The 25,979-nt window shown below is 41.5% G+C and carries 20 protein-coding genes and 1 pseudogene; 15 read left to right on the forward strand and 6 right to left on the reverse strand.

Features of this window, described 5'->3' with window-relative positions; all coding sequences use genetic code 11:
• Nucleotides 1–571: 571 nt before the first annotated feature.
• The 3 genes from V7K73_RS09480 to V7K73_RS09490 all read left to right on the forward strand — a co-directional run bounded on the left by V7K73_RS09480 (nucleotide 572) and on the right by V7K73_RS09490 (nucleotide 7,594).
• Entirely contained in the window at nucleotides 572–4,189 is a 3,618-nt protein-coding gene (locus tag V7K73_RS09480; protein WP_334879278.1) for an ATP-binding protein, read from the forward strand.
• On the forward strand, nucleotides 4,186–6,021 hold the full coding sequence (locus V7K73_RS09485; protein WP_334879280.1) for a two-component system response regulator: 1,836 nt from the start codon (nucleotides 4,186–4,188) through the stop codon (nucleotides 6,019–6,021). The genes V7K73_RS09480 and V7K73_RS09485 overlap by 4 nt, the downstream gene beginning before the upstream one ends.
• 268 nt (nucleotides 6,022–6,289) lie before the next feature.
• The gene (locus V7K73_RS09490) at nucleotides 6,290–7,594 is read left to right on the forward strand and encodes a hybrid sensor histidine kinase/response regulator (protein ID WP_334879282.1); all 1,305 of its coding nucleotides are present in this window, start codon (nucleotides 6,290–6,292) and stop codon (nucleotides 7,592–7,594) included.
• A 58-nt stretch (nucleotides 7,595–7,652) separates the two neighbouring features.
• Here V7K73_RS09490 and V7K73_RS09495 read toward each other — a convergent pair whose 3' ends face one another.
• Together V7K73_RS09495 and V7K73_RS09500 are read right to left on the reverse strand one after the other, a co-directional pair.
• Nucleotides 7,653–9,284, reverse strand: coding sequence for a hybrid sensor histidine kinase/response regulator (locus tag V7K73_RS09495; protein ID WP_334879284.1), 1,632 nt, complete (start codon nucleotides 9,282–9,284; stop codon nucleotides 7,653–7,655).
• Complete coding sequence (locus tag V7K73_RS09500; protein WP_334879286.1) at nucleotides 9,281–13,144, reverse strand: PAS domain-containing protein; 3,864 nt, start codon at nucleotides 13,142–13,144, stop codon at nucleotides 9,281–9,283. Before V7K73_RS09500 ends, V7K73_RS09495 begins: the two co-directional genes overlap by 4 nt.
• Before the next feature lie 332 nt (nucleotides 13,145–13,476).
• On the opposite strand from V7K73_RS09500, the gene ldpA reads away from it, so the two are divergent.
• The 5 genes from ldpA (at nucleotide 13,477) to V7K73_RS09525 (ending at nucleotide 17,258) form a co-directional block, all read left to right on the forward strand.
• Nucleotides 13,477–14,625, forward strand: coding sequence for a circadian clock protein LdpA (gene ldpA / locus V7K73_RS09505; RefSeq protein ID WP_334879288.1), 1,149 nt, complete (start codon nucleotides 13,477–13,479; stop codon nucleotides 14,623–14,625).
• Between the two features lie 101 nt (nucleotides 14,626–14,726).
• On the forward strand, nucleotides 14,727–16,460 hold the full coding sequence (locus tag V7K73_RS09510; protein WP_334879290.1) for a R3H domain-containing nucleic acid-binding protein: 1,734 nt from the start codon (nucleotides 14,727–14,729) through the stop codon (nucleotides 16,458–16,460).
• A gap of 126 nt (nucleotides 16,461–16,586) precedes the next feature.
• The gene (locus V7K73_RS09515) at nucleotides 16,587–16,805 is read left to right on the forward strand and encodes a UPF0175 family protein (protein WP_334879292.1); all 219 of its coding nucleotides are present in this window, start codon (nucleotides 16,587–16,589) and stop codon (nucleotides 16,803–16,805) included.
• Between the two features lie 168 nt (nucleotides 16,806–16,973).
• Nucleotides 16,974–17,105, forward strand: a complete 132-nt coding sequence (locus V7K73_RS09520) for a hypothetical protein (RefSeq protein WP_334879294.1) — start codon at nucleotides 16,974–16,976, stop codon at nucleotides 17,103–17,105.
• 6 nt (nucleotides 17,106–17,111) lie between these two features.
• Nucleotides 17,112–17,258, forward strand: a complete 147-nt coding sequence (locus tag V7K73_RS09525; protein WP_334879423.1) for a DUF3368 domain-containing protein — start codon at nucleotides 17,112–17,114, stop codon at nucleotides 17,256–17,258.
• Between the two features lie 434 nt (nucleotides 17,259–17,692).
• Here the strand turns inward: V7K73_RS09525 and V7K73_RS09530 are convergent, their stop codons facing one another.
• Entirely contained in the window at nucleotides 17,693–18,886 is a 1,194-nt protein-coding gene (locus tag V7K73_RS09530) for a Coenzyme F420 hydrogenase/dehydrogenase, beta subunit C-terminal domain (RefSeq protein WP_334879296.1), read from the reverse strand.
• Between the two features lie 198 nt (nucleotides 18,887–19,084).
• Here V7K73_RS09530 and V7K73_RS09535 point away from each other — a divergent pair, with 198 nt between their 5' ends.
• Nucleotides 19,085–19,309, forward strand: coding sequence for a ribbon-helix-helix domain-containing protein (locus V7K73_RS09535; protein WP_229461681.1), 225 nt, complete (start codon nucleotides 19,085–19,087; stop codon nucleotides 19,307–19,309).
• Complete coding sequence (locus tag V7K73_RS09540; protein ID WP_334879300.1) at nucleotides 19,296–19,634, forward strand: type II toxin-antitoxin system PemK/MazF family toxin; 339 nt, start codon at nucleotides 19,296–19,298, stop codon at nucleotides 19,632–19,634. The genes V7K73_RS09535 and V7K73_RS09540 overlap by 14 nt, the downstream gene beginning before the upstream one ends.
• Before the next feature lie 43 nt (nucleotides 19,635–19,677).
• Here the strand turns inward: V7K73_RS09540 and V7K73_RS09545 are convergent.
• Nucleotides 19,678–19,860 (reverse strand): annotated as a pseudogene (locus V7K73_RS09545) (Coenzyme F420 hydrogenase/dehydrogenase, beta subunit C-terminal domain); the annotation flags it as partial.
• A 54-nt stretch (nucleotides 19,861–19,914) separates the two neighbouring features.
• Between V7K73_RS09545 and V7K73_RS09550 the strand changes: the two are divergent.
• The gene (locus tag V7K73_RS09550; RefSeq protein ID WP_334879302.1) at nucleotides 19,915–20,097 is read left to right on the forward strand and encodes a type II toxin-antitoxin system HicB family antitoxin; all 183 of its coding nucleotides are present in this window, start codon (nucleotides 19,915–19,917) and stop codon (nucleotides 20,095–20,097) included.
• A 29-nt stretch (nucleotides 20,098–20,126) separates the two neighbouring features.
• On the opposite strand, the gene V7K73_RS09555 is transcribed toward V7K73_RS09550, so the two are convergent.
• Nucleotides 20,127–20,822 carry a hypothetical protein gene (locus V7K73_RS09555; RefSeq protein WP_334879304.1) on the reverse strand — a complete coding sequence of 232 codons (696 nt, stop codon included), beginning with the start codon at nucleotides 20,820–20,822 and terminating at the stop codon, nucleotides 20,127–20,129.
• Between the two features lie 361 nt (nucleotides 20,823–21,183).
• Between V7K73_RS09555 and V7K73_RS09560 the strand changes: the two genes are divergently transcribed.
• The 4 genes from V7K73_RS09560 (at nucleotide 21,184) to V7K73_RS09575 (ending at nucleotide 25,521) form a co-directional block, all read left to right on the forward strand.
• A complete protein-coding gene (locus V7K73_RS09560) occupies nucleotides 21,184–21,456 on the forward strand; it encodes a hypothetical protein (protein WP_334879306.1) in 273 nt (90 codons plus the stop codon).
• 581 nt (nucleotides 21,457–22,037) lie between these two features.
• Nucleotides 22,038–23,489 carry a glycoside hydrolase 100 family protein gene (locus V7K73_RS09565; RefSeq protein ID WP_334879425.1) on the forward strand — a complete coding sequence of 484 codons (1,452 nt, stop codon included), beginning with the start codon at nucleotides 22,038–22,040 and terminating at the stop codon, nucleotides 23,487–23,489.
• Nucleotides 23,490–23,622: 133 nt separating this feature from the next.
• On the forward strand, nucleotides 23,623–25,041 hold the full coding sequence (locus V7K73_RS09570; RefSeq protein WP_334879308.1) for a 16S rRNA (cytosine(967)-C(5))-methyltransferase: 1,419 nt from the start codon (nucleotides 23,623–23,625) through the stop codon (nucleotides 25,039–25,041).
• 57 nt (nucleotides 25,042–25,098) lie between these two features.
• On the forward strand, nucleotides 25,099–25,521 hold the full coding sequence (locus tag V7K73_RS09575; protein ID WP_334879310.1) for a tellurite resistance TerB family protein: 423 nt from the start codon (nucleotides 25,099–25,101) through the stop codon (nucleotides 25,519–25,521).
• A gap of 54 nt (nucleotides 25,522–25,575) precedes the next feature.
• On the opposite strand, the gene psb35 is transcribed toward V7K73_RS09575, so the two are convergent.
• Complete coding sequence (gene psb35 / locus V7K73_RS09580; RefSeq protein ID WP_334879312.1) at nucleotides 25,576–25,803, reverse strand: photosystem II assembly protein Psb35; 228 nt, start codon at nucleotides 25,801–25,803, stop codon at nucleotides 25,576–25,578.
• Between the last annotated feature and the right edge of the window lie 176 nt (nucleotides 25,804–25,979).

Raw genomic sequence — 25,979 nt, forward strand, 5'->3', positions numbered from 1 at the left:
TAAAGTAAATTTTTTTATATTGACTCTGTATTTGTATAAAAATTTGAAAATTATTTTACTTATTTTTGTACAAGTTCAAAGTTTTTGAGACGGGAAAATCAAGACATCAGCGATTGAAAATTAAATTTAGGATTGGATGCTAATGACGACCTGAATTTTAGAATGGCATACTGTAGCTTATCGGTTAAATTTCAGTTCATCCGAGAAAATTTAATAAAACTGAGTAAATTCAGGGGGAATGTCTACGACGCGCTATGACGCTTGATAGCGCAGTGTTAGCACCGTAGCGAATCATCGAGCGGTCTGACCCGCTAAAGCAACTATTGGAGACGTTATGGGTAGCAAGATCCCCGTAGAGGTACGCTATCGGCGTCGCTAAATCTGAAAATTAAACGTTGGAGGAATTTAGCCAGTCAAAAAAGGAGAAAATAAAATTTTTGTAGTTTTTTATACTTAGAATCTGAAAGATATATGATCGCAAACGCATAATATGTCGTAATTATCCTGATATTAAGTGTAGCTGATATGGCAAGAATACCCCTAATATATGCTGGGGAAGAATTAAACAACAATGTTATCCAAACTTCAGCCCATCAAATCTATTAATCGCTTAGTTGGCAAAGTTTATGCCAATATGCCCCTGAGGTATGTTCTGATTGTGCCGTTTATATTGCAAATTTGTGGCGCGGTTGGACTTGTGGGCTATCTTTCGTATCAAAACAGCCAAAAAGCGGTAACGGAACTTGCTAATCAATTAGAAAATGAAATCTGCGATCGCATTGAGCAGCATCTTGATGACTATTTAACAAACCCGAAGCAAATCAATCAAATCAACTTAGATGCGATTGAGCTAGGTTTGCTCAACCTTTCGGATTTTAAAACCACCGGCAATTACTTTTGGAAACAAATGCAAGTTTTCAATGTTGGCTACAATAGCTTTGCCAATCCCAAAGGTGAATTTATCGGTGTTGAACGTCTAGATAATGGCAAGCTTTTAATTAATGAAGTTAGCGAAAAGCATGGCCTCGGCAAACTTTATGTTTACCCTACAGACAACCAAGGGAATCGCCGCGATTTACAGGAAGTTAAAAATTACGATCCTCGCCTAGAAGCTTGGTATACAGATCCAGTCAAGTCAGGTAAACGAGTTTGGAGTCAAATTTATCAATGGGAAGATAAACCAGAAGTCTTATCCATATCTTCCAGTTATCCTGTTTATGATAAAAATCGCAAATTTGTTGGGGTGATTAGTGTTGATTTGCTTTTATCACAAATCGGCAAATTTTTAGCCAATTTAAAAATTAATGATTCGGGTAAAACTTTTATTTTAGAGCGTTCTGGGTTAATAGTGGCTTCTTCTACTAGTGAGCCACCATATATCATTATGAATGGTAAGGGAAAACGTCTATCAGCATTAGATAGCCCAAATTCTTTAATTAGACTCACAACAGAGTCTTTGATCAAACGCTTTGGCAGCCTTAAGTTTGTTGGAGAGAAGCAACAGCTAAGTTTTACCGCCGATGGAATGCGTTATTTTGTGCAGGTAAAAAACTGGAGGGATGAACTGGGTTTAGATTGGCTAATTGTGGCGGTGATTCCCGAAGGCGAATTTATGGAGGAAATTAACGCTAACACCCGCATCACTATTTTGCTGTGCCTAGTTGCTTTTTTAGTCGCTACAAGAATTGGGATTCTGACTAGTCGCTGGGTAATTAAGCCGATTTTACAATTAAACACATCAGCGAAGAAAATTGCTAAAGGGGAATGGGAGCAAATACCAGAAATTCAGCGTTCCGATGAACTGGGGGAACTAGCCAAGTCATTTGAAACTATGGCAAAGCAACTCCAAGTATCGTTCAATACTTTAGAAGCAAAGAATGCTCAGATGCAAGTGTTAAATGAGGCGCTATCTCACAGTCAGAGTCGGCTAACTCAATTTTTAGAAGCTATGCCGATAGGTGTATTTATTGTAGATGCTGAAGGTGAACCTTATTACACAAATAAAATTGGGCAGCAAATTCTAGGTAAAGGAGCGATGGCAAAAGTGAGTGGCGAATTGTCAGAGGAGTATCAAGCTTACCTTGCGGGGACAGATCAACTTTACCCGAGCGATCGCTTGCCGATTTTGAGAGCATTACTTGGGGAAAATACCAGGATTGATGATATGGAAATTCGTCATTTTGATAAAAGTATTCCCATTGAAGTTTTAGGAAAGCCAATTTATGATCAATCAGGAAATCTTACTTTTGCGATCGCTACATTTTTTGATATCACCCAACGCAAACAAGCAGAAAACTTATTGAGCCGATACAATCGCACCTTAGAGGCTCAAGTAAAAAAACGTACTGAAGAGTTCCAGCAAGCTATCGAGCAACTGCAAACCACCCAACAAGAACTAATTCAATCGCAAAAAATTGCCGCACAAGAACAACAAGCAGCCGTTCGTGAAGCAGCGCGAAGCACCGCCGCTAACCTCGCCAAAAGCGAATTTCTTGCTAACATGAGCCACGAACTGCGTACCCCCCTCAATGCCATTCTCGGTTTTAGCCAAGTAATGAGCCGAGATTATTCGCTATCTGGCGAACATCAAGAAAACTTAGCAATTATTAATCGTGCTGGCGAACATCTACTCAACTTAATTAACGACATTCTAGAAATGTCCAAAATCGAAGCTGGGAGAATTACATTAAATAAGAGCAGCTTTAACTTAATTAATGTATTGAAGAAGTTAGAAGAGATGCAACACGCAAGTGCTGCATCTAAAAATTTAGAACTAGTGTTTGAATATGCCCAAAACATTCCTAAATACATAGAAACGGACGAAAATAAACTGTGTCAAGTCTTGCTCAACCTCTTGGGAAATGCCATTAAATTTACTAATACTGGGAGGGTGACACTAAGGGTGAGACTGGGGGCTGGGGGCTGGGAAACTGGGGAGCAGGGGGAGATGAGGGAGCAAAATCTTCTTCATCCCCCTCATCTCTTTTTCGAGGTACAAGACACTGGCTGCGGTATTTTCCCACAAGAAATTGACTTGTTGTTTGAACCTTTTGAGCAAACCGAAATCGGCAGAAAATCCCAACAAGGGACGGGACTGGGTTTGGCGATTAGCCGGAAATATGTGCAATTGATGGGAGGAGATATTACTGTCAACAGTATCCCTGGTGTCGGTAGTAGATTTGCGTTTAATATTCAGATTGCTTTAGCTTGTCCCAGAGAAATTCCGACAAACCAAATTAGATACCAAATTCTAGCTTTAGCGCCTACTGAGAAAGCATACCGCATCTTAGTAGTTGACGATTCTAAAGAAAGCCGGATGTTGCTAGTTAAAATTCTCACATCTGTTGGCTTTGAAGTCAGGGAAGCTACAGATGGTAGTGAAGCAGTTGCTAATTGGGAATCTTGGCAACCACACTTAATTTTTATGGATATGCGAATGCCGGTCATGGACGGTTACGAAGCGACAAGAATAATTAAAGCTAAACAAATAGGGTATAGGGTAGCCAATGCGTTGCGGAGGTTCCCAAACTCGGAACAGCTGCTGTCGTCGGGGAGCCAGTACCTTGCATCTGGGTTACCCAATTCTGGCGAGTCGGAAGTTCTCAAAGTTTTACCCCTATTCAAAAGCCAGCTAGGCGTAGCGTCTCCCACACCAGAAGCAACTGGTGTCATGGGAAATGATGCCAATGCGTCCACAAAGCGATCGCCAACAGCCCTGGCTTCCCCTTGTGACTTATCTGGGACAGAGCAAAATTGCTCCAATACACACACGATCATTATTGCCCTAACTGCTAGCGCCTTTGAAGAAGAACGCCAGAAAATTTTATCTATTGGCTGCGATGATTTTATTCGCAAGCCATTCAAACAAGAAGTATTATTGGAAAAACTGAGCCAACATCTGGGTGTAAAATATACCAACCAAATAGAAACCACAAACACAACAGTTGTCGATCAACCTACACAGATATTTATCAGTGTTACTGAACTCCTGAGCCATTTATCCCAAATGTCACCTGAGTGGCTCCGACAGATTTACTATGCCGCAGCTAGCTGTAGTGATGAACTGATTTTAGAGTTACTCAAGCAAATTCCATCAGAAAATAGTCAAGTTTTCAAAGTTCTCAGGGATTTAGCGAATAACTACCAGTTTGAGAAAATCATGGAATTGACTAAAACATACGTAGAATGAATTACGAGCATTTAGACCCTAAGAAAAAAGATATTTTGATCGTTGACGATATGGCTGATAACGTCCGGGTTTTATCCTCCATATTGACAAGGGAAGGGTATAACGTTCGTAAAGCCTTGAACTGGCAAATGGCACTGACCGCAACTCAGACAGTATTACCGGATTTGATTCTACTTGATATTATGATGCCAGAAGTAGATGGCTATGAAATTTGTCAGACCTTTAAAGCTTGGGAGCTAACATCTGATATTCCGGTGATTTTTATAAGCGCTTTAGATGATGTTTTTGACAAAGTTAAAGCCTTTAGGGTAGGTGGTGTAGACTATATCACCAAACCTTTTGAGTTTCAAGAAGTTTTAGTGCGCGTGCAAAATCAACTGGCATTAAGGTCAGCGCGATTAGAAATATTGAAGCTAAATGTCGAATTGGAAGATCGGGTAAAACAGCGAACTGGGGAGCTAGAAAAAACTCTCCAAAAACTCCAAGAAGAAATAAATTCCCGTCAGAAATTGCAAAGTCAACTGCTAGACATAGTGCTGCGTGATTCCCTGACTGGATTACCAAACCGAGTTTTGTTTATTAGGCGACTAAAAAATGCTCTAAATCGAGCTAAGAAAGAATCTAGTTATCAGTTTGCTCTCCTTTTTTTGGACTGCGATCGCTTCAAAGTTATCAATGATTCCCTTGGACATCTGGTGGGAGATGAATTATTGATAGCGATCGCTCACCGCTTGCAAGCATGTCTGATACCTATTCATACTCTAGCACGATTGGGCGGTGACGAATTTGGAATTATCCTAGAAAATATCACAGATATCAATATGGCAATTCAAGTTGCCGAACAGATTCTGCAACAGCTATCACTCGGTTTTAAGCTGTCCAGATATGAAGTATTTATGAATGCCAGTATTGGGATTAGTTTGGGTAATAAAGATTACGATCGCCCTGAATATTTGCTGCGGGATGCTGATACGGCAATGTATCGGGCTAAGGCTCAAGGAAGAGGCAAATATCACGTTTTCAATCCAGCCATGCATCAGGAAGCTATTCAGCTTTTAGAATTAGAAAATGATCTGCGAAGGGCTGTTGAAAGACAAGAATTCCTGGTTTACTATCAGCCAATTGTTTCTTTGGCTACAGGCAGAATTTCTGGATTTGAAGCCTTGGTACGCTGGCAACATCCGATTCGCGGTCTGGTTTCTCCCATAGAATTTATTCCTGTGGCAGAAGAAACAGGTTTGATTAATATTATCAATACTTGGGTATTACAGTCAGCTTGTCATCAACTGAGCATCTGGCAACATTATCCAGTGAGACCAGAACCTCTAACTATGAGTGTCAATTTGAGCGCACGTTTATTTTTACAGCCTAATTTGTTAGAGCAAATTGACCGAATAATTTATGAAAATAACATAAATCCTGCATACTTAGAATTAGAAATTACAGAAAGTGTAATTATGGAAAATACTAATGCGATTGAAATAATTCTTGAACAACTAAAGCAGCGAAAAATAAAGTTGATTATGGATGACTTTGGTACAGGATATTCCTCTTTGAGTTACCTTCACAGCTTTCCTTTGGATGCACTCAAAATTGATAAATCTTTCGTTAAACGGATGCAAGAAAACAAAGAGAATATGGGACTAGTACCAGCAATGATTGGCATTGCCAACTCAATGGGGATAAGTGCGATCGCTGAAGGTGTCGAAACCCAAGAACAGCTAGCCCTATTGAGAAGTTTAAACTGTAATTTTGCTCAAGGATATCTGTTTTCTAAACCTATAGAACAACAATTGGTTACTAAGTTTATTGCCGCATCACCTCAATGGTAGTTATCAAATAATACCTGGAAAAAGTTTAGTGTTGAGGGTCGGCTAGATAATCTGGCTCTATTATCTACTATACTGCTATAAGCGGGCTATCAAGTTCGCAAAGTTCCTAATTGACTAATGGCTGTGGTAGTCTGTAGAACTCTTTAAGCACTGTGGGAGTTAGATTATAAAAACAAGTATTTCGGTGAAATTGATAAAAAAAATTTAGGATTATTTAAAATAAGCATTTACTATTCTTAATTTTTAGAAATATAGCTTTTGATACATAATGGATTTAAATCAAACTAACCATCATAAAAGAAATATTTTAGTGGTCGATGATACCCCAGATAATTTGCGACTTTTATCGGCGATGTTGACTGCACAAGGTTTTGAAGTTCGCAAAGCTTTAAACGGTAAAATGGCACTAACTGCTTGCCAAATGGTTTTGCCAGATGTGATTTTGCTGGACATCAATATGCCAGATATGGATGGCTATCAAGTTTGTCAACAGTTGAAAGCTAACGAGAAAACTTGCGAAGTCCCAGTAATTTTTATTAGCGCCCTGGATGATGTTGTAGATAAGGTAAAAGCCTTTGATGTTGGTGGTGTAGATTATATTGCAAAACCTTTTCATGGGGCAGAGGTTGTATTGCGAATTCAAAATCAGATTAATTTACGTATGCTTCAAGTTAAACTGCAAGAAAAAAACTTATTACTCCAACAGGCTCTTGATGACTTGAAAGCCTCTCAAGTTCAACAGATTCAGAACGAAAAGATGGTGGCGCTGGGACAGTTAGTGGCTGGGCTTGCTCATGAGATTAATAACCCCATCAGTTTTATTTATGGTAATCTCCAATATGCTGGTGAATATGTGCAAGACCTAATTAATCTGATTGAAGCCTATCAACAGGAATATCCCAAAGCTACACTAAAAATTCAGCAAATAGCCAAAGATATAGACCTGAATTTTCTGATTCCGGATCTGCAAAACCTGATAGGTGCAATGTATAGAGGATCTGATCGGATTCGGGAAATTGTACTAGCGCTACAACAATTTTCTCGCCATGATGAAGCAGAGATGAAGCAGGTAAATATCCATGAAGACATCGAAAACACTTTGGTGATGTTACAACATAGACTTAGGGAAACAGCAGACCGTCCCGCAATTATTGTAGTGAAAGATTATGGTAAATTGCCCTTAATTACTTGTTATGCGAGTGAATTAAACCAAGTATTTATGCATCTGTTGAATAATGCTATTGATGCAATAGAAGAGAGAGTGGGGAAACAATCTTCTACTCCCTACACCCTACTAACTACTCCCCAAATTCGGATTCATACAGAGGTGACATTGAATACGATCAAAATTGCGATCGCAGATAATGGTTGTGGTATTGAAGAGTCGTTGCGATCGCGTTTATTTGATCCATTTTTTACCACAAAACCTGTGGGCAAAGGTAGTGGGCTAGGATTATCGATTAGCTATCAGATTATTGTCCAAAAACACCGAGGAAATATTACCTGCACTTCTTCTGTTGGGCAAGGAGCAGAGTTTGCGATCGAAATTCCCATTGAGCAACAAGAGCCTTAGCAACAGCGAACTCGGTAAGCCTTGAGTTTAACTGTTGATTAACCTATTGTGTCACTAATCACTCTGACAGGGTTAACGGCAGTTGAACTATGAACGTTGTCCAGCCCTGAGAACTGGTAACTTCAATTGTGCCTTGGAGATATTCTACTAACTTCTTCACTAATGCTAAACCTAATCCTGTACCGCCATATTGCCAGCGATCGCTTTGAGGAATTCGGTAAAACGGCTCAAAGATCCGAGATTGTTCTTTTTTAGGAATTAGTACCCCAGAATTGCTAATTATGATTTGAAAGTATGAAACTTGAAGATTATTTAATATACCAGATTCAGCATTCTCATTTATAAGACTTTTTGTGGTATCGATTACCCGAACATTCACCGTAATCTGTTCATCAGGAGGAGTAAATTTACAAGCATTTTTGAGTAACTCTGAGATAATTTCGGTCAAGCTAGCCAAGTCTGTTACTAAAGGTGGTAAATTTGGAGGAACACTAACTTGGAAAGTCTGTTGTCTAACTCGAGCCTGTTGCTCAAAATACTCGGCAACGTGAGGCAGCCAAGTTTGGAGTTGAATTGAAGTTAATTCCAACGAATAGACATCTGCATCAATCATTCGCATATATAGTAAATTGTCTACTAAATCTAGCTCTTGTTCGCACTGTTCCCGCAGGATAGTTAAGTAGCGGTTTATAGATTCAGATAAGGAAAGTTTGTTTGAATTTAAGATACCCTGCCGCTCAAGAAGATTTTCTAGCACGGAAATGGTCATTTTGATGTTTGACAAAGGCGTTCGCATTTCATGAGAAGTGGTTGCGAGAAAATCTTCTTTCAACTGGTTTAGCCGTTGCAGTTCTGCTACTTGAATTTCTAGTTGTTTGGCACGTTCAGCTGCAAGATTGCGTTCTTCAGTTAGTCGTCGTTGTGTGTCATCCCGAAAAACTAGTACGGCTCCTGTAATTACACCATTATTATTTCTCAGGGGAGTAGCGCTATCAGCTACTGGTATAGTTGTTCCGTCTCTAGCAACTAATAAGATCCGATTGCCTAAATAGATAGTAGTTTCTTGTTGCAGGGCTGTGATAATTGGATTTTGGGTGGGGATCTGAGTTTGTTCATCAACAAGCTTGAACACCTCGGTTAACATCTGTCCCTTGGCTTCATCGCATCGCCACCCTGTCAATGCTTCAGCGACCTGATTTAGGTACTTGATGGTTAACTGAAGATCGACTACAATCACCCCGTCCCCCATTCCTCGAAGCACAGAACTCAAAAATTGCTCGCGATCGTAACAATTGAGTGCTGTTTGAATGGCAACGTAGAGTTCTTGCTCCTTGATTGGTTTGAGAATATATCCAAAGGGGGATGTTAGCGTTGCCCGATCTACAGTACTTTTATCAGAATGTCCCGTGACGTAGATAGCAGGAATTTGCAAATTATGCCAAATTTGTTCTGCTGCCTGGATGCCGTCCATTTCACCGCTTAACCTGATATCCATTAAAATCAGATTTGGGCATAATTCGGTTGCTTTTACAACTGCCCCTTCTGCGGAATCGGCTATATCTAAAACAGTGTATCCCATAGACTCTAAACATTCTTGTAAATTAATTGCAAGAATATATTCATCTTCAACAACAAGGATTCTAACTGTCTCTTTTTTATCTAGATTTGATGGGATGCAATTCGTGTTCATGCCCGGCTGTTTGTAAAAGTAATTTTGAACTGTGTTCCGTGGTGAGAGTTAATTTCGACCTTTGCCCTTAGTTGCTTGACTAAACCCTGGATAAGAGTTATACCGAGTGTTTTAGTTTTATTGCTATCAAAATTTTCAGGTAACCCAATACCATTATCTCGGATAAGCAGTGTCAAAGTAGACTCGGATTCTTGATAAAATTTAACCTCAATTTCTCCTCTACGATTACCAACAAAGGCGTATTTCAAAGCATTGGAAACCAGTTCGTTGATAATCAAGCCACAGGGAATAGCGGTTTCGATGTCGAGGTTAACATTATCAACTTGAATCTTCAGTTGAATTTGGCTAGAACTGACATTATAGGAATCAAATAAATGAGTTGTTAAATCTGGGATGTATTGAGCGAAATCAATATCAGCGAGGTCTTCAGAGCGGTATAACTTTTCATGAACCAAGGCAATGGAGGCAATGCGGTTTTGGCTATCGCACAAAATTGCAGTTACTAAAGGATCTTGTGTCCGTCTGCACTGCATTTGCAGCAAACTGCTGACAATTCCTAAATTGTTTTTAACCCGATGGTGAATTTCTTTGAGTAATACCTCCTTTTCTTTCAAAGAGGCTTTGATTTTTTCCTCTGCTTGTTTATTCTCAGTTATATCTTGTTGGACAGCGACAAGGACGCTTCCATACTCAGGATGCTCAAAAATGCAAGCTTTCGCCCTACACCAGAACGGAGTGCCATCTTTTTTAACATTATAAACTTCATAGGTTGCCTCTTTGTGTTGCAAGACAGCAGTCTTAATTGCCTGGTTAATTTCTTCAGGTGTATTATGTTCATCACCGTAGTTGACAATCGACACATGCTGACCGATTAATTCACCAGATTCGTAGCCAAACATCTGCTCAAATTTAGGATTAGCGTAAACAAACACGCCATCTGTGGCACGAACTAGACAAATTCCCTCTGCCATATTGCGAGCGATTATTGCTTGCAGTTCTAACATCTGTTCAGCGCGTTTGCGATCGCTGATTTCAACTACAACAATGCCGATGCTAATGGGTTGATCGGCTTCAGACTGAATCGGAAAGTAGGAAACTAACCAAGTCCTGATTACACCTGGGAATTTTGGGGTTTCTCCACTGATTTCTAAATCCAAAATCGGTTCACGCGTTCTCAAAACATGTTGAAACACCTGCTCCTGTTTTGGTGCCAAATCAGGGACAATATCCCACGGTGTCTTGCCAATATGGGCGGCTGCGGGAATGCCATTAATTTTTGCTAATGCTTCATTAATGAATGAAAAACGCAGTTCCCCATCAAGAATGGTTATACCAACAGGTGCGTTAATCATAAAAGTATCCAATAACTTTTGCTTGTGAGCCAGTTCTCGCTCCAAAATCTTGCGTTCTGTGATGTCGATCGCTACCCTACCCACTAGCTTTTGTGCAGACAATCCCACAATCGGGAACTTATATACCAAGAACTCTCCAAGGGTGCCGTCTGATCGGGAAGCAACTTCCATCGCCTCAATTACCTGATTTGTCTGTATAACGGTCTGAATACGATCAAAATGCTGGCGAGCAATTTCATCTGGGTAGAGGTCAAAAATGGATTGTCCAATCACCTGTTCGGGTAGTAATTTGAATGTATCCAGGTATGTTTGGTTTAAGTAAAGTACACGCCCGGTCGGATCGGTGATCCAAGCTAGCACGGGGCTATTGTTCATAAATGCCTGGAACCGGGCTTCACTTTCTTGCAGGGCTGCTTCTGCTTGCTTGCGCTCGCTGATATCAATAATTACCCCTAACATCCGAACAGGCTCACCTGCTTCGTTGTAAATGCCCCGTCCTTTTCCCATCAGCCAGTGAACTTTGCCATTGGGATAAATCGCTCGATATTCACCTTCAAAATTAGCATGTTGTGCTAAGGCATCTAATAAAGTTTGTTCAATTCGCTCAACATCCTCTGGATGAACACGATCGCGCCATCGCTGATAGCTGGCTGTTAATGTTTCTGGCTCTAAACCTAACAAACGAAAATGGTTGTCGTTCCAGATAACTTCATTTGTTTTAACATTCCAATCCCAGATACCGATGTGGTTAAATTCTAACGTTAGTCTGAGTTGTTCTTCACTTCTGGCTAAGGCTGCTTCGGTTTGTTTGCGTAAGCGAAGCTCATCGTAGACATCGCTGATATCCCGATGAGTACCAGTCATTCGCAAAGGGTTACCCTGTCCATCTCGCATTACAACTTTGCCGTAGTTGGCAATCCATTTGCATTCGCCCGATTTAGTTCGGAGTCGATAGTTAAATTTGTAAAGGACTGAATTATCCTTTAAGTGATCTGCCAATATTTTCTCAACCCAAGGCAGATCGTCTGGATGAATTAATCGCTTCCAGGTACTAAGATCCTGTGGAAGTTCATCGAAACTGTATCCAAGCATTTCTAAATACCGGGGGCTGTAATAGACCTCTTGAGTGAGAATATTCCAGTCCCATAAAGCATCCCCAGAAGCTTCTAGTGCTAATTGTAATCTTTCTTCATTTTCTCGGAGTTTTTCCTCAGCTTGTTTGCGTTCGCTAATGTCCCCAAGTGAACCGACCAATCGCACTGGATTTCCTTGCTGATTCCAGATACCTTTAGCCCGCGATCGCAACCAGCGATAACTGCCATCTTTGCACCGCAGACGATACTCAACATTATAATCGGCAACTTGCCGAAGCAAATAAGCTTTTTGTGCAGCCATTACTCTGGTATAATCATCAGGATGAATGAGAGTACTCCACTCATCATCGCAATCGCTGATTTCGTTGGGTTCATATCCCAAGATTGTGAACCAACGCTCAGACCGGAAGGTTTGATTAGTAGATAAATCCCAATCCCAAATTGCTTCATTAGTACCTGCGATCGCTAATTGCCAACGTTCTTGACTTTGGCGTAATGTTTCTTCAACTTGTTGGCGATCGCGCAATGCAACTTCGCGTCCGGTGACATCTTGGGCAGTACCATAAAGGCGAATTACCTGTCCATCGGCGTTCAATTCTGCATGTCCAATGCCCTCAAAGTAGCGATGAGAACCATCTGGCTGGGGTACACGGAGAACTTCTTTGTAGGATTCACCAGTGGCGATCGCTTGCTCAACAACTTGGTGCAATTTCTCCCCATCTTCAGGGTGATACAATTGCAGATTTTCCTGATAATCTGGCTCAAGTAGTGGGGGTTCTCGATTGAAGAGGTCAAAAAGCCCCTTCGACCAGGTAATTTTGCCACTAGCAAGTTCAAACTCCCAATTACCAAGGACAGCAACTCGCTGGGATTCTTCTAACTCAGTCTTGAGAGTTTGTAGGTTGTCGTGAAGTTGGGCTTGTTGGATAGCGATCGCTAGTTGCACCGTTAGTTGGTTAAGGAATTCTACCTCAAATGTTTGCCATTGGCGGGGGGCAGAACATTGATGCACGATGAATAGCCCCCATTTAGCTGTTATCCCTTGGTTTTCTAATAAAATAGGCACAACTAAATTCGCCTTGACTTGAAATTTTAATTGAATATGGCGATCGCTTAAATCCGCTTCGTAGATGTTCGTCACTCCCGAGATTTTCCCTTGGCTTTGCTGAAAACTGGTATCTTCAATCTCCAGTCCAAAGCTTGGTGTCCATTGGGGTAATACCGACTCAGCTATGACCTTACCCCGCATCTGATTGGTAAATTGATACACCAACACGCGATCGGCATTGAGTAACTGGCGGACTTCTCGGACACTCGTAGCGAGGATATCTTGAAACTTTTTGGACTTGAGAATATCAAGAGCGATCGTTCCAATTAACTTTTGTTGTTCCTGTAGCTGTTTTAACTGCTGCATTAATTGTAATTATTAGCTTTTAACCTACGTATAAGTACTTAATTATTTGTTCATAAAACGCAACTTCACTCATGGAACCCCGGCAGATGAGTGGCTCCCCAACCTAGATTGGAATTATTTTTTAGGCAAAACCTACACAATATTGGAATAACTCCAAACTCCAAACTCCTAACTCCAAACTCCAAACTCCAAACTCCAAACTCCAAACTCCTAACTCCTAACTCCTAACTCCTAACTCCTAACTATTTTGCCCCAACCCCTGAATCAAGAAATCGAGACTTTTTCTTGATCACAGGCTACTATTTTTAGTCGCATAAACGCATAATAGAATAGTGACTGATCTGTTCGCCCCTTTACAATCTCTCAAACAAGGTGACTGGTTCAAGCTGATCTGCGGAGCCAGCTTCCAGCATTTACCGGCAGTCAGAAGTTTAACGTTAGCCTATACTTTGGCGGGCGCTGACTGCATAGATGTTGCAGCTGATCCAGCAGTAATTGCAGCAGCGCAAGCAGGGCTACTTGTAGCCAAATCTCTGGCTACGGATGCTCAAAAGCGAGGCTTTGGCTACAAAGGCAACTTACCCTTTTTGATGGTTAGCCTGAACGATGGAGAAGACCCCCATTTTCGGAAAGCAGAATTTAATCCTACTGAGTGTCCTAGAGACTGCCCTAGACCCTGTGAACGGATTTGTCCGGCACAAGCGATCGTGTTTAATAATAAAGAAAACTTTTCGGGAGTAATATCACAAAAGTGCTATGGCTGCGGTCGTTGTATACCAGTTTGCCCTTATGGTATAATTGATACAAATTCATATATGTCAACGCCGGGAGCGATCGCGCCATTGGTAATCTCAACGGGAGTAGATGCCGTAGAAATCCATACAAAAGTCGGGCGGTTGACAGAATTTAAGCAATTATGGCAGGCAATTTCACCGTGGGCTGATCAATTAAAGCTATTAGCTATCAGTTGTCCTGATGGCGAGGGGATGATTGACTACCTAAGAGCAGTATATGACCTGATTGCCCCACTCAAGAGTGCCTTAATTTGGCAAACCGACGGTCGTCCCATGAGTGGTGATATTGGCGATGGCACCACAATAGCCGCGGTGAAATTAGGGCAAAAAGTTTTGGCAGCTGAGTTACCGGGATATGTGCAGTTAGCAGGCGGCACAAATAGCTATACCGTTGCTAAGTTAAAGGCAATGGGACTACTCACCGATTTTAGATTGCCGATTTTAGATTTTGGATTAGAAGATGCCAATCCACAATCTAAAATCCAAAATCCAAAATCCAAAATTTCTGGGGTGGCCTACGGTAGCTACGCCCGTGTATTGCTGTCACCAATTCTTGAACAGTTAGAGAATAAGGAGGTAAATAACACCAATGTGCAAACGAATCTTCGCCTCGAAGAAAATGATGTATTACTTTGGCAAGCTGTAAAACTTGCCCATTCTCTCGTTTCCCAGATAAAGTCACAGTAAGAGCGCTAATCGCTATATGTTTTGAGCATTAGGATGAGCATCTAAGAAAGAGCGAAGACCGAAAGTATTGATTTACGTTGTTTCCGTCACCAATAGAAAGCATGACGATTACAGACGATCTCCAAAAGTTATTAGACATTTTGCCCCAAGACCTGCAACAAGTACTAGAGAGTCATCCCAAACGAGATAGTTTAGTAGAAGTGGTCTTGGATTTGGGTCGTCGCCCAGAGGCTCGGTTTCCTAATCAAGCTGAGTATCTGAGCGAAGTACCTGTTACTCAAGAACAGATAGATGATTGTATTCAACGAGTTGGAATTTTTGGCGGAGATAATCGAGCAGGAATTGAGCAAACTTTGCATCGGATCAGCGCCATCCGCAACCGCACGGGTAAGATTATTGGCTTGACCTGTCGTGTTGGTCGAGCGGTATTCGGAACCATTGGCATGATCCGCGATTTGGTAGAAACTGGTAAATCGATTCTCATGCTGGGGCGTCCAGGCGTGGGCAAAACTACTGCCTTACGGGAAATTGCCCGTGTTTTGGCGGACGATCTGCATAAACGGGTAGTGATTATTGACACCTCCAACGAAATAGCTGGGGATGGTGATATTGCTCACCCCGCCATTGGTCGCGCTCGGCGGATGCAAGTGGCTCATCCAGATCAACAGCATCAGGTGATGATTGAGGCAGTGGAAAACCACATGCCAGAAGTCATTGTCATTGATGAAATTGGCACAGAACTGGAAGCTTTAGCGGCTCGTACTATTGCCGAACGGGGTGTACAGTTGGTAGGTACTGCCCACGGAAATCAGATCGAAAATCTGATTAAAAACCCCACCTTGGCTGATTTAGTTGGGGGTATCCAAGCTGTGACGCTGGGAGACGATGAAGCTAGACGGCGAGGTTCTCAAAAGACTGTTTTGGAGCGGAAAGCCCCTCCTACCTTCGAGATTGCTGTGGAAATGTTGGAGCGCCAACGCTGGACAGTACACGAAAGCGTTGCTGACACAGTAGATAATCTGCTGCGGGGGCGTCAGGCTACCCCACAAACGAGAACTGTTGATGACCAAGGTAAAATTGCTGTTTCAAGGCAGTTAGCTGTTGTCAACGGTCGCGGTGGACAGCTAGCGACAGTGGAAGAATCTTTCCCACCGGCGCGGCCGTCTAATGGCTGGCGTTCATCTGGACAAATGGTAGCACTGCCGCAATTGCCTGTAGAGCGGGTAACTGGGCGGAGTGAGTTTGACCGTTTGCTGGATGAATCCTTCAACTATTCTGAAAGTATTGATTTTGATGCTGCTACCAGACAGCCTGGGCCAAATGGTGAAGATTTGCCATTGCACGTTTACCCTTATGGGGTTAGCCGCCATCAACTCGAACAAGTAATTAGCGTGTTAACTTTGCCCGTGGTCTTGACAAAAGACATAGATAGTGCTGATGCAATTTTAGCACTGCGATCGCACGTCAAAAACCACGCCAAATTACGCCAAATGGCCAAAGCCCGTCATGTACCCATCCACATGATTAAGTCCAGCACCATTCCTCAAATTACCCGTGGTTTGCGGCGGTTGCTGAACATGGACGACCCAGACATGGCCGATGACTTAGAATTGCAACTGTTTTTGCACAATGGTAGCGATGATGAGATGGATGCCTTAGAAGAAGCTAGACTTGCTGTTGAGCAAATTGTGATTCCGAAAGGACAGCCAGTGGAGTTATTGCCGCGTTCTCCCCAAGTCCGCAAAATGCAACATGAGTTGGTAGAACATTATCGCCTCAAGTCGCATAGTTTTGGGGAAGAACCAAATCGCCGCTTACGGATTTATCCCGCTTAACTTACCCCTTACTCTTTTTAGGAAAAAACGTTTCCTAATATTCCCCCCGTTTCTCACGGGGGGGTAAGGGATAGTAAAAAAAGTTACTTATGCTAAGTATGCATTTTGTTATTGGTTAAACCAAATATGAATCAACTAACGGTAGAATTACCCCCAAATATTTCGATAGAAGAAGCTCGATTGCTGCTGACTATCAAGCTATTTGAAACTGGAAAGCTATCACTAGGACAAGCTGCGAAATTAGCAGGTTATTCTAAACGAACATTTATAGAGTTACTTGGTAAAATGGGGATTCCAGTAGTAGACTATCCGGCTGAGGAATTAGAATTGGAGATCAGCCTTTGAGTGAACAGACAGTTACTAACAGTACCTGCCTGATTGGGTTAGAGCGTATAGGACGATTAGATATACTACCTCAAGTATTCTCCTCTATAACTATACCGTTAGGTGTAAAGGCGGAAGTCGGCTTATCCTTAGATTGGCTGACAGTAACAGCAGTTCAAAATATAGCAGTTGTTAGCTACATTAAAAACTCAAGTAGATGATGGAGAAGCTGAGGCAATAGCACTAGCAATGGAATTAGGAGATGTATTCATCATCCTTGATGATAGAAATGCTCGGCGGATTGCTCAACAACTTAATTGAAAAGTAATTGGTACAGTAGGAATGCTGCTACGGGCCAAACAAAAAGGTGTGATTGTTGAGATTAAGCCGTTACTGACTGCATTAGAACAAGCGGATTTTCGCATCTCAGAGTCTCTAGTTCAAAATGCTTTACTGCTTGCTGGAGAACTATAATCTATACCAATCTCAAACTCATCTGTGATTGGCTCGTGCTTATTATAGTCGGTTGCCCCAAGCAAATATTAGGATTAAGGGTGATGCGATCAAGTTTTTCCATGTTTCTCTGCGTGCAGCTGCCTTGCAGTTAAATTATAGTGCGTACACGGGCTAATTTATCTAGTTTAACCTTTGTACTCAGCGATCGCCTAAAGTACTATCCCTGAGTAAAAAATTATAAACAAATACAGTTCATTTAAGCATTTCCTCCTTCTCTTTCTGCCTTCTCTCTGTGTTCTCTGCGCCTCTGTGGTTCGTAAAAAAAGAGTTTCAGCCTTAAGTGAACCGTATTGAATTATAAACAAGCTTTTACTATTGAGTATATAAGTTTGCCACTAGACAAAAAAGCCTGCTTTTGCAGGCTCAGATATATTTCACAAAAACCCGAAACACTACTCCGGTAATTTATATTGCCCAACAATACGCTTGGCAAACTCTGGAACATGCGCTTCTAATTTCTCTGGATGATTCCGCTTCACATACAAATAATTCCGAGTAAAGTGAGAATCAATGGAAAACCGCGCATATTCTAAACCCTTTGGGCCGATTTTTTCGATCACCACACCCATCAGTTTTGCCGCCCACATCGGCAGGGTAACGCCTTTATCGTAAGCGGGAATACTTTGCTGTACAGCTTCCTTCCGGTTGCCTTTAGACGTTACTGGTTGAGTATCTAACTGGTCTTTCACCAAATCCAGCATTTCCTTACCTGTGTCATTTCTGACTACAATCCATTGCCAGCCGAAGGGTGCGCCCATGTAGCCAACAACTAAATCGGCTAGGGAGTTGACGTAATCAAAGCAACTCATACAAGATGGGGCAAAGACATCTTTAAGTTGGTTAGTCTTCAAGCCAAAGAAAGGTACTGTTTCAGATGAGCCATCCTCATGTTTGAAGTGAACCCGGAAGTCTTGCATGAATTCGTAATGCACAACTGTATCAGGCGATCGGCTGGTGGTTTCTAAGAATTTTTGCAGTCCGGCGCGGTTCACATTATCTACGCAGGGCGTACCCAAAACATACAGCTTTTCTAAACCCAGTTGTTTTTCTACGGCTCGTAATGCCTGGATTTGACAACCAACACCAATTACCAACAGCCGCTTCATCCCCGATTTTTCTATCTGTTCCAACACCGAAAGGTTGGGAGAAAGTGTTGGTTTATTTACCCGCGCTGCTAGTATTTCTTCTGGGGTACGGGCAATGACGGGCATGGGTTGAAAACGGTCTTCTTTGGTATTTTGCACACAGACGACACCTTCAACTATGCCGCGATTGAGCATTTCAATAGCGATACTGCTAACAATACCTGTCCATTGTGCGCCTTCGATGGGCTGTTGTTTCCGTGCCGCTATCATGTCTTGATGAACACCAAAGTAGAGTTCATCAGGGTTATCGAGATGGCGCGATCGCGTGTGGGTTTCTTCTTCAAGTTCGCCTATTTGCTGATTAATAAAAGCGCAGGCTTCCTTGACATAGTGAATATAGTATGTATCGCATAGTCCGCACTCGCTACAGAGTTCTTTTGCAGGGCGGCGGCTGGTAGGTTTTAAGGCTCTGGCTTTTTTGTGAGGAGAAACTGAGGTCATATAAATTTTTTGTTTTATCCAGGAATCGCTTTTATTACAATACCTTCACTCGCTATGAACTTGACGATAGAGATTGAACAACAAGAGGATAGACGCAATAACCAGAAGTGATTGCTTTTCCTGGTGTACTGGCTTACAGGCAGACACAAGAAGGACTACCATTAAGTAAGAAGATTCTTGCTACTACTTGGTAAGACTATGCAAGTTGAAAAACTATCAATTTCTTTACCAGCGTCCCTGGTGCAATTTGTTGAAGGTTACAAAGTAGCCCATGACTGTAAATCTCGCTCCCAAGTCATTGAAATGGCATTGCAATTGTTGCGAAAACAGGAATTAGAATCAGCTTACAGAGAAGCATCTGCCGAAGTTGACAATGATTGGGATGTAACGATTACAGATGGATTAACAGATGAAACGTGGTGATATTTATTACGCCAATCTCAGTCCGACTGTAGGTTCAGAAATGGATAAACGCCGGCCAGTGCTGATAGTCAGCAATGATGCAAATAATCGTGCTGCTAGCACGGTAACAATATTACCACTCACATCCAATGTCAGCCGTGTTTATCCGTTCGAGGTTTTACTTAATCTAGAGGATAGTGGTTTACCTAAAGCTTCCAAAGTACAGGCGCAGCAGGTGCGAACAATTTCTAAGCAAAGAATTGTGTCAGAGGTGGTAAATAGTTTAACTGAAGAGTTGATGCAATTAGTAGATGCTGCTCTCAAACTACATTTAAGTTTGGAGTGAGTACCTTTTAGGGCAAATCCCCTCACAATGAAAGTTGGCAATGCGATCGCGTGTGTGTTTCTTCTTCAAGTTCGCCTATTTGCTGATTAATAAAAGCACAAGCTTCCTTGACATAGTGAATATAGTATGTATCGCATAGTCCGCACTCGCTACAGAGTTCTTTCGCAGGGCGGCGGGTGGTAGGTTTTAAGGCTCTGGCTTTTTTGTGAGGAGAAACTGAGGTCATATAAACTTTTTGTTATATCAAGGAATCGCTTTTATTACAATACCTTCACTGGCTATGAACTTGACGATAGAGATTGAACAAGAAAACGATGGACGCTTTTTGGCTGAGGTGATTGGTTTTCCTGGTGTACTGGCTTATGGGCAGACACGAGAAGAAGCAGTTGCTAGAGTTCAAGCATTAGCACTGCGTGTTTTGGCAGATAAGCTGGAACATGGGGAAGCAAAGCACAGAAGCTAGCGCCAGTGCAATCCAAAAATTTGATGTTTTTAAGCGAATGGGCATCTTTTATTTCGAGCAATCTTCATTTGTTGAAGTAGCGTTGATGTACTTAGATATACTTGTGGAAATCGATCATATTCTCTGAGCCAAGCACTAACTTTTGGATTAATCCAATTGAGAAAACAATAAATATCACTATGTATGTTGTCAAGTTGCAGGTAATTCCAAATTGGTTCATGGTGAAAATTGCGGTTACGTAACCAATGTATACTTCTTATTTTTAGTCGTATTTGTTTAATATTTAGCTCAGAAGGTTTAGCATATTTGAATATTTGTTTACAAAAAGGACGCCATATCGTAATTTCATAATGTTTTTTCTCTATTAAGCTTTTCCAAAATCCAAAACTCAGTTCTGGAATTAAGCTATTTAAGTTATGCTTGCATTTTTTAAGAGCAGCGTTAACATTCTCATGTTCGTAACTGTCTAATTTAATTTTTTCGTTACATAACCAATCATTACCATGCTCAACTAATAATACATTGTTGATTGTATTACGTAGGACAATCTCTAAAGTATGTAGACTTGGATAGAGTGCCTCGCAAAGTTGAGTATTGATCTGACATATTCTGATGGCGTTGCCGTGATTACTATTCGCAGCGCTAAGATATGGTTTCATACGTGCAACTGAAAAATTCATCACAATATTTATTAGCTCATCATCTGTTAGTTTAGGCTGAGGCATTGACAACTCTTATAATATTCGCTATATTATATTCTGTAGACACCAGAACGTCCTATGTCTCGTAAAACCGAGTTATGACCCTGGCGTAAAGAAATCTAATCTTAATTGCGTTTTTTAAAGAAACCCCCTAAACTTTATATGTCTAGGGGGTTTTGTTATATGAAAAATTATTAATGTTTAGTTATTAGTTGTAAATTAGTATACGTAAATATTTAGCCTTATTCAATAAAATTACTTAAAAAGTTGCTTTTCCAAGCCTCTGTATCTGTATGTCTAGTTTTAGCTAAAGCACAATCGCTGGTCTCTTTGGCTTTTTCCTTCGTGTTTTTCGTTGTTGGTTCCTCTTCAAAAACAAAAACCAGTGACACAAAACTCTAAAACAGGTGCAGCATTTATTGTAGGCGGAACCATAGCAGGTGCTGGTGTTTCCGCAACAGTAGGCGGGATGGGACTAGCAGGCGGATTTGGCGCTGTTGGCATTGGTGCAACTCCTGTAGTGGCTGCTGGCGCTGTAGCTGGTGCAGCTGCTTATGGTGCAATTAATGCGATCGCTATCACTCCTGATGGTACTACAGTTATGCGACGCCGAATAGCTTGTCGTAGACATCGCAAAAGCCTCAATACAAGCAATTAATCAAGCTTATAAAGAATTCCAGGAGCAGTTAAACGCTTACAAATGGCACTAGAATAAAATATATAACTCTTCAGAAGTATTGACATCTTGACTTTTTCAATAATTCATCTTGCATATTTTGAAAAAACGTTATAAATTATTAGATCATAGGGGAATAATCTGACTTATTAGTGTCAAAAAGTAATCCGGCTCAAGTAAATATACTGTAACTAATTTTAACTTGATGCAAATCCTAAACAGCACTGAAGATATGTTTTTATTTGGTAAAGCAAAGATTCTGTACATGAAACGGAAGAATAAATAATCTAAAAATATATCTTGTGTGACTGTTTTAAAATCATGTTACTACTTGCGGTGAGGAACAATAACTAAAATTCACCAAAAGAGTAATCCATTATAAGCAAATTAACTAATAATAAAGCTGCATCTGTCAGCCGATTTATTCATTTTTAGTTGATTAATTTTTCTCCAAATTATATTTGCTATTCAAAGAATCGTTTTTGTTATGCTGAGAATGGCAAAAATAATAAATGAAGACGCATCTACCACAAATTCACAATCCAAATGGAGCTATTCTGGCGATGCACGTAAACGAATTGGAAACTACTGAAAATTTAAAAGAAGTCGAAGAAGCTTGGCGAACACTAGAAAAATCAATTCTCTATTATCAGGGACGGCCTGTTGGGACGGTAGCCGCTTATGATGCATCTGTAGAAGCGCTCAATTATGACCAGTGCTTTGTTCGGGATTTTGTCTCTTCAGGTCTAATTTTTCTGATCAAAGGTAGAACAGATATTGTTCGCAATTTCTTAGAAGAAACCTTAAAGTTGCAACCTAAAGAAAGGGCATTAGATGCCTATAAACCTGGACGAGGATTAATTCCAGCTAGCTTTAAAGTTGTATCAGAAAATGGGCAAGAATATTTAGAAGCTGATTTTGGTGAACATGCGATCGCTAGAGTTACACCTGTAGATTCTTGCTTATGGTGGATTATTTTATTGCGGGCTTATGTAGTCGCCACAGAAGATTTTTCTCTAGCCTATCAACCTGAATTCCAAAATGGTATCAGGTTAATCATGGAAATCTGCTTGGCGAATCGTTTTGATATGTACCCAACGCTGTTGGTTCCAGATGGTGCTTGTATGATTGACCGTCGTATGGGCATTTATGGACATCCTATAGAACTACAAGTCCTCTTTTACACGGCATTGCGTGCATCTCGTGAACTGCTAATTTGTCAAGGAAATTCCGATATTGTTGCAGCCATTGATAACCGATTGCCTCTTTTATGCGCTCATATTCGCCAGCATTATTGGATAGATATTAATCGCCTGAATGCAATTTATCGTTTCAAAAGTGAAGAATATGGCAAGGGTGCTATTAATCTGTTCAACATATATGTAGATTCTGTTCCTTATTATGAATTAGATAAGTGGCTGCCAAGAAAAGGTGGTTATCTAGCGGGTAATGTCGGTCCGTCGCAGCTAGATACTCGCTTCTTTTCACTCGGAAACTTAATGGCAATCATTTCAGACTTAGCCACCGAAGAACAGTCACAAGCGATTATGACTCTCATTGAGGAACGATGGGATGATTTGGTGGGAGATATGCCAATGAAAATTTGTTTCCCAGCTTTGGAACATGAAGAATATAGAATTGTAACCGGATGTGACCCCAAAAATATCCCCTGGTCGTATCATAATGCTGGTAGTTGGCCAGTTTTAATGTGGATGTTAGCGGCGGCGGCGGTGAAAACTAATAAAACAAGTCTTGCACAAAAGGCTATTGAAACTGCCCAAGGACGCCTCAGTACAGATGAATGGCCAGAATATTACGACGGTAAGAAAGGGCGACTGATTGGCAAACAAGCTCGGAAATATCAAACTTGGACAATTACTGGGTTCTTATTAGCAAAAGAATTGATGGCAAACCCCAGTTATTTACCATTAATCAGCTTTGAGAAATTACCAGCAGAACAGGTTTCTAGAGCATGTGAGTTTGAAATCGCCAGTGTAGACCCGTATATGACTTGATAGGGAAGTTAGGAGTTAGGAGTTAGGAGTTAGGAGTTGGGAGTTGGGAGTTGGGAGTTAGGAGTTAGGAGTTAGGAGTTGGGAGTTGGGAGTTAAAATACAGAAGCCTCCTGACTCCTGAATTTAAGTTTCCATGACAAACCCCCGTCAACTAGCTTTTATCGCCCTGCGAGATGTTCATAAGGGGGCTTATGCTGATGTTGCCCTTGATAGAGTGCTGCAAAAAGTTAGTTTGCTTGATAGCGATCGCCGCTTCCTGACAGAATTGGTTTATGGGAGTGTCAGAAGGCAGCGCACTCTTGATAGTCTCATCGATCAACTCGCTAAAAAGAAATCTCATCAACAGCCACAAGACCTCCGTACCATCTTACATCTAGGCTTCTATCAACTGCGTTATCAACAGCGTATTCCCGCCTCAGCTGCTGTTAATACCACTGTCCAACTCGCTAAAGAAAACGGTTTTTCTGGACTCACAGGTTTTGTTAACGGTCTATTACGCCAGTATCTTAGAAAAGCAGTGAGAGATGAGGGAGCAGGGGGAGCAGGGGGAGCAGGGGGAGCCAGGGAAGAAAATACTCCCTCATCCCCCCACATCGATCCGCTACAACTTCCAGAAAACCCAGTGGAACGCTTGGGCCTTTTACACAGCTTTCCTGACTGGATTATTCAAGTCTGGTTAGAACAACTGGGTTTGGCTGAGACAGAACAACTGTGTAAATGGATGAACCAATCACCAACAATTGACTTGCGTATCAACCCACTTCGGACTTCCATCGAAGAAGTTGAGGCGGCTTTGCAATCTGTTGGTATTTTGGTAAGACGGATTCCTCATTTACCCCAAGCTTTACGATTGCTTGGTAATAGTGGGTCAATTCAAAAACTACCTGGTTTCAAAGAAGGTTGGTGGACTGTCCAAGATAGTAGCGCCCAATTGGTAAGTCATTTGCTCGACCCCCAACCCGGTGAGGTGGTAATTGATGTCTGTGCTGCACCAGGGGGTAAAACAACCCACATTGCTGAGTTAATGGCAGATAAGGGTAAAATTTGGGCTTGCGATCGCACTCCCTCTCGTCTTCGCAAACTCCAAGAAAATTCTCAACGGCTAAATTTACAATCTATTCAAATTTACACTGGTGACAGTCGCCACTTCAACCAATTTAAAAACACCGCAGACCGCCTATTGCTTGATGCTCCATGTTCTGGACTAGGAACTATGCACCGTCATGCTGATGCTCGTTGGCGACAGACACCAGAATCTGTCCGGGAACTTTCGGTGCTGCAAAAAGAATTATTAACACATACATCAACTTTTGTCAAACCTGGTGGTGTACTAGTTTATGCCACCTGTACATTGCATCCCGCAGAAAACGAAGAAGTAATTTCGGCATTTTTAGCTGAGTTTCCTGATTGGCAAATTGAGTCTCCAAGCGGCGTTGAGTTGCCTGTTTCTGCATATAGCACGCCTCAAGGTTGGTTTAAAGTCTGGCCTCATAGACAGGACATGGATGGCTTTTTTATGGTGCGCTTAAGAAAAACCAATAATTACGAATGAATACTGTTTGGGATTGTACTATTTGGTGGAGGCTTGAATCTACCAGAGGAGGCAGCAATGGTTACCCCTTACAATGTCAAAAACTTAGTTAAAATCCTGATTGGAGCCGCCTGGATTGATGGCAGAATCCAACCAGAAGAACGGCAATATCTCCGCGAAATAGCTCAAGCAAAAGGTTTGGCTAACGATCCAGAAATTAAGCCTTGGCTGTATGAATTCGTTCCTGTACAGCCAAAAGAATGCTATGAATGGGTGCGGGAGTATTTAGGCGATCGCCCCAGTCTTGAAGATTGTGAAAATCTAATTGAAGCAATCAGTGGCTTAATTTATAGCGATGGCGAAGTTGCCGTCGAAGAAGCCAGACTCTTGACCCAATTACAAGATATAGCGAAGCCGAATGATTCAACTCAACCGGCTCACACTGCACTTCTTAAACAAATTCAAAAGCTTTACCGTCGTTGGGTTGAAGTGCAAAACTAATCATAGTCAAAAGCCCATAGTCTAATAACTAATAACTAATGACTAATGACTAAATTATGGCTTCGGATCGCCCAGACCCGGAGTTTCTTCTTTTTCAACCTTAGGCACAAAATCAGGACGTTCTTTGCTTTCCCAACCTGCGGGGCGTTTCGAGTTGTACCAAGCTATTGAACCAATGGTTACAGCAGCAATAAAACCAACAACATACACCAAGGTGAAAGCAAAAGGAAACTGACCACCACCTGTTGCAACTGAATCTGCTGCCTGCATCAATATATGCATGAGTATATTCTCCAATGTTAAGTAACACTACTTGACACACTATAGAATGAGCCTATCATTTAACATCCCTCTGGAGTTTAGTTTGAGTAACTTCATATTGCATAGAAAAGAGGATGAAGGCAGGGGGCAGGGGGGGATGAGGAGAATAACCAATGCCCGCTTGCCCTGAGCGAGTC

Source organism: Nostoc sp., assembly GCF_036916975.1.
Classification (GTDB): domain Bacteria; phylum Cyanobacteriota; class Cyanobacteriia; order Cyanobacteriales; family Nostocaceae; genus Nostoc.

Coding starts and splice junctions, on each gene's coding strand:
- V7K73_RS09480 (WP_334879278.1), top strand. CDS start 572: ATGTTATCCAAACTTCAGCCCATCAAATCTATTAATCGCTTAGTTGGC.
- V7K73_RS09485 (WP_334879280.1), top strand. CDS start 4,186: ATGAATTACGAGCATTTAGACCCTAAGAAAAAAGATATTTTGATCGTT.
- V7K73_RS09490 (WP_334879282.1), top strand. CDS start 6,290: ATGGATTTAAATCAAACTAACCATCATAAAAGAAATATTTTAGTGGTC.
- V7K73_RS09495 (WP_334879284.1), bottom strand. CDS start 9,284: ATGAACACGAATTGCATCCCATCAAATCTAGATAAAAAAGAGACAGTT.
- V7K73_RS09500 (WP_334879286.1), bottom strand. CDS start 13,144: ATGCAGCAGTTAAAACAGCTACAGGAACAACAAAAGTTAATTGGAACG.
- V7K73_RS09510 (WP_334879290.1), top strand. CDS start 14,727: ATGACGATTACAGACGATCTCCAAAAGTTATTAGACATTTTGCCCCAA.
- V7K73_RS09515 (WP_334879292.1), top strand. CDS start 16,587: ATGAATCAACTAACGGTAGAATTACCCCCAAATATTTCGATAGAAGAA.
- V7K73_RS09530 (WP_334879296.1), bottom strand. CDS start 18,886: ATGACCTCAGTTTCTCCTCACAAAAAAGCCAGAGCCTTAAAACCTACC.
- V7K73_RS09535 (WP_229461681.1), top strand. CDS start 19,085: ATGCAAGTTGAAAAACTATCAATTTCTTTACCAGCGTCCCTGGTGCAA.
- V7K73_RS09540 (WP_334879300.1), top strand. CDS start 19,296: ATGAAACGTGGTGATATTTATTACGCCAATCTCAGTCCGACTGTAGGT.
- V7K73_RS09550 (WP_334879302.1), top strand. CDS start 19,915: ATGAACTTGACGATAGAGATTGAACAAGAAAACGATGGACGCTTTTTG.
- V7K73_RS09555 (WP_334879304.1), bottom strand. CDS start 20,822: ATGCCTCAGCCTAAACTAACAGATGATGAGCTAATAAATATTGTGATG.
- V7K73_RS09565 (WP_334879425.1), top strand. CDS start 22,038: ATGCACGTAAACGAATTGGAAACTACTGAAAATTTAAAAGAAGTCGAA.
- V7K73_RS09570 (WP_334879308.1), top strand. CDS start 23,623: ATGACAAACCCCCGTCAACTAGCTTTTATCGCCCTGCGAGATGTTCAT.
- V7K73_RS09575 (WP_334879310.1), top strand. CDS start 25,099: ATGGTTACCCCTTACAATGTCAAAAACTTAGTTAAAATCCTGATTGGA.
- psb35 (WP_334879312.1), bottom strand. CDS start 25,803: ATGCATATATTGATGCAGGCAGCAGATTCAGTTGCAACAGGTGGTGGT.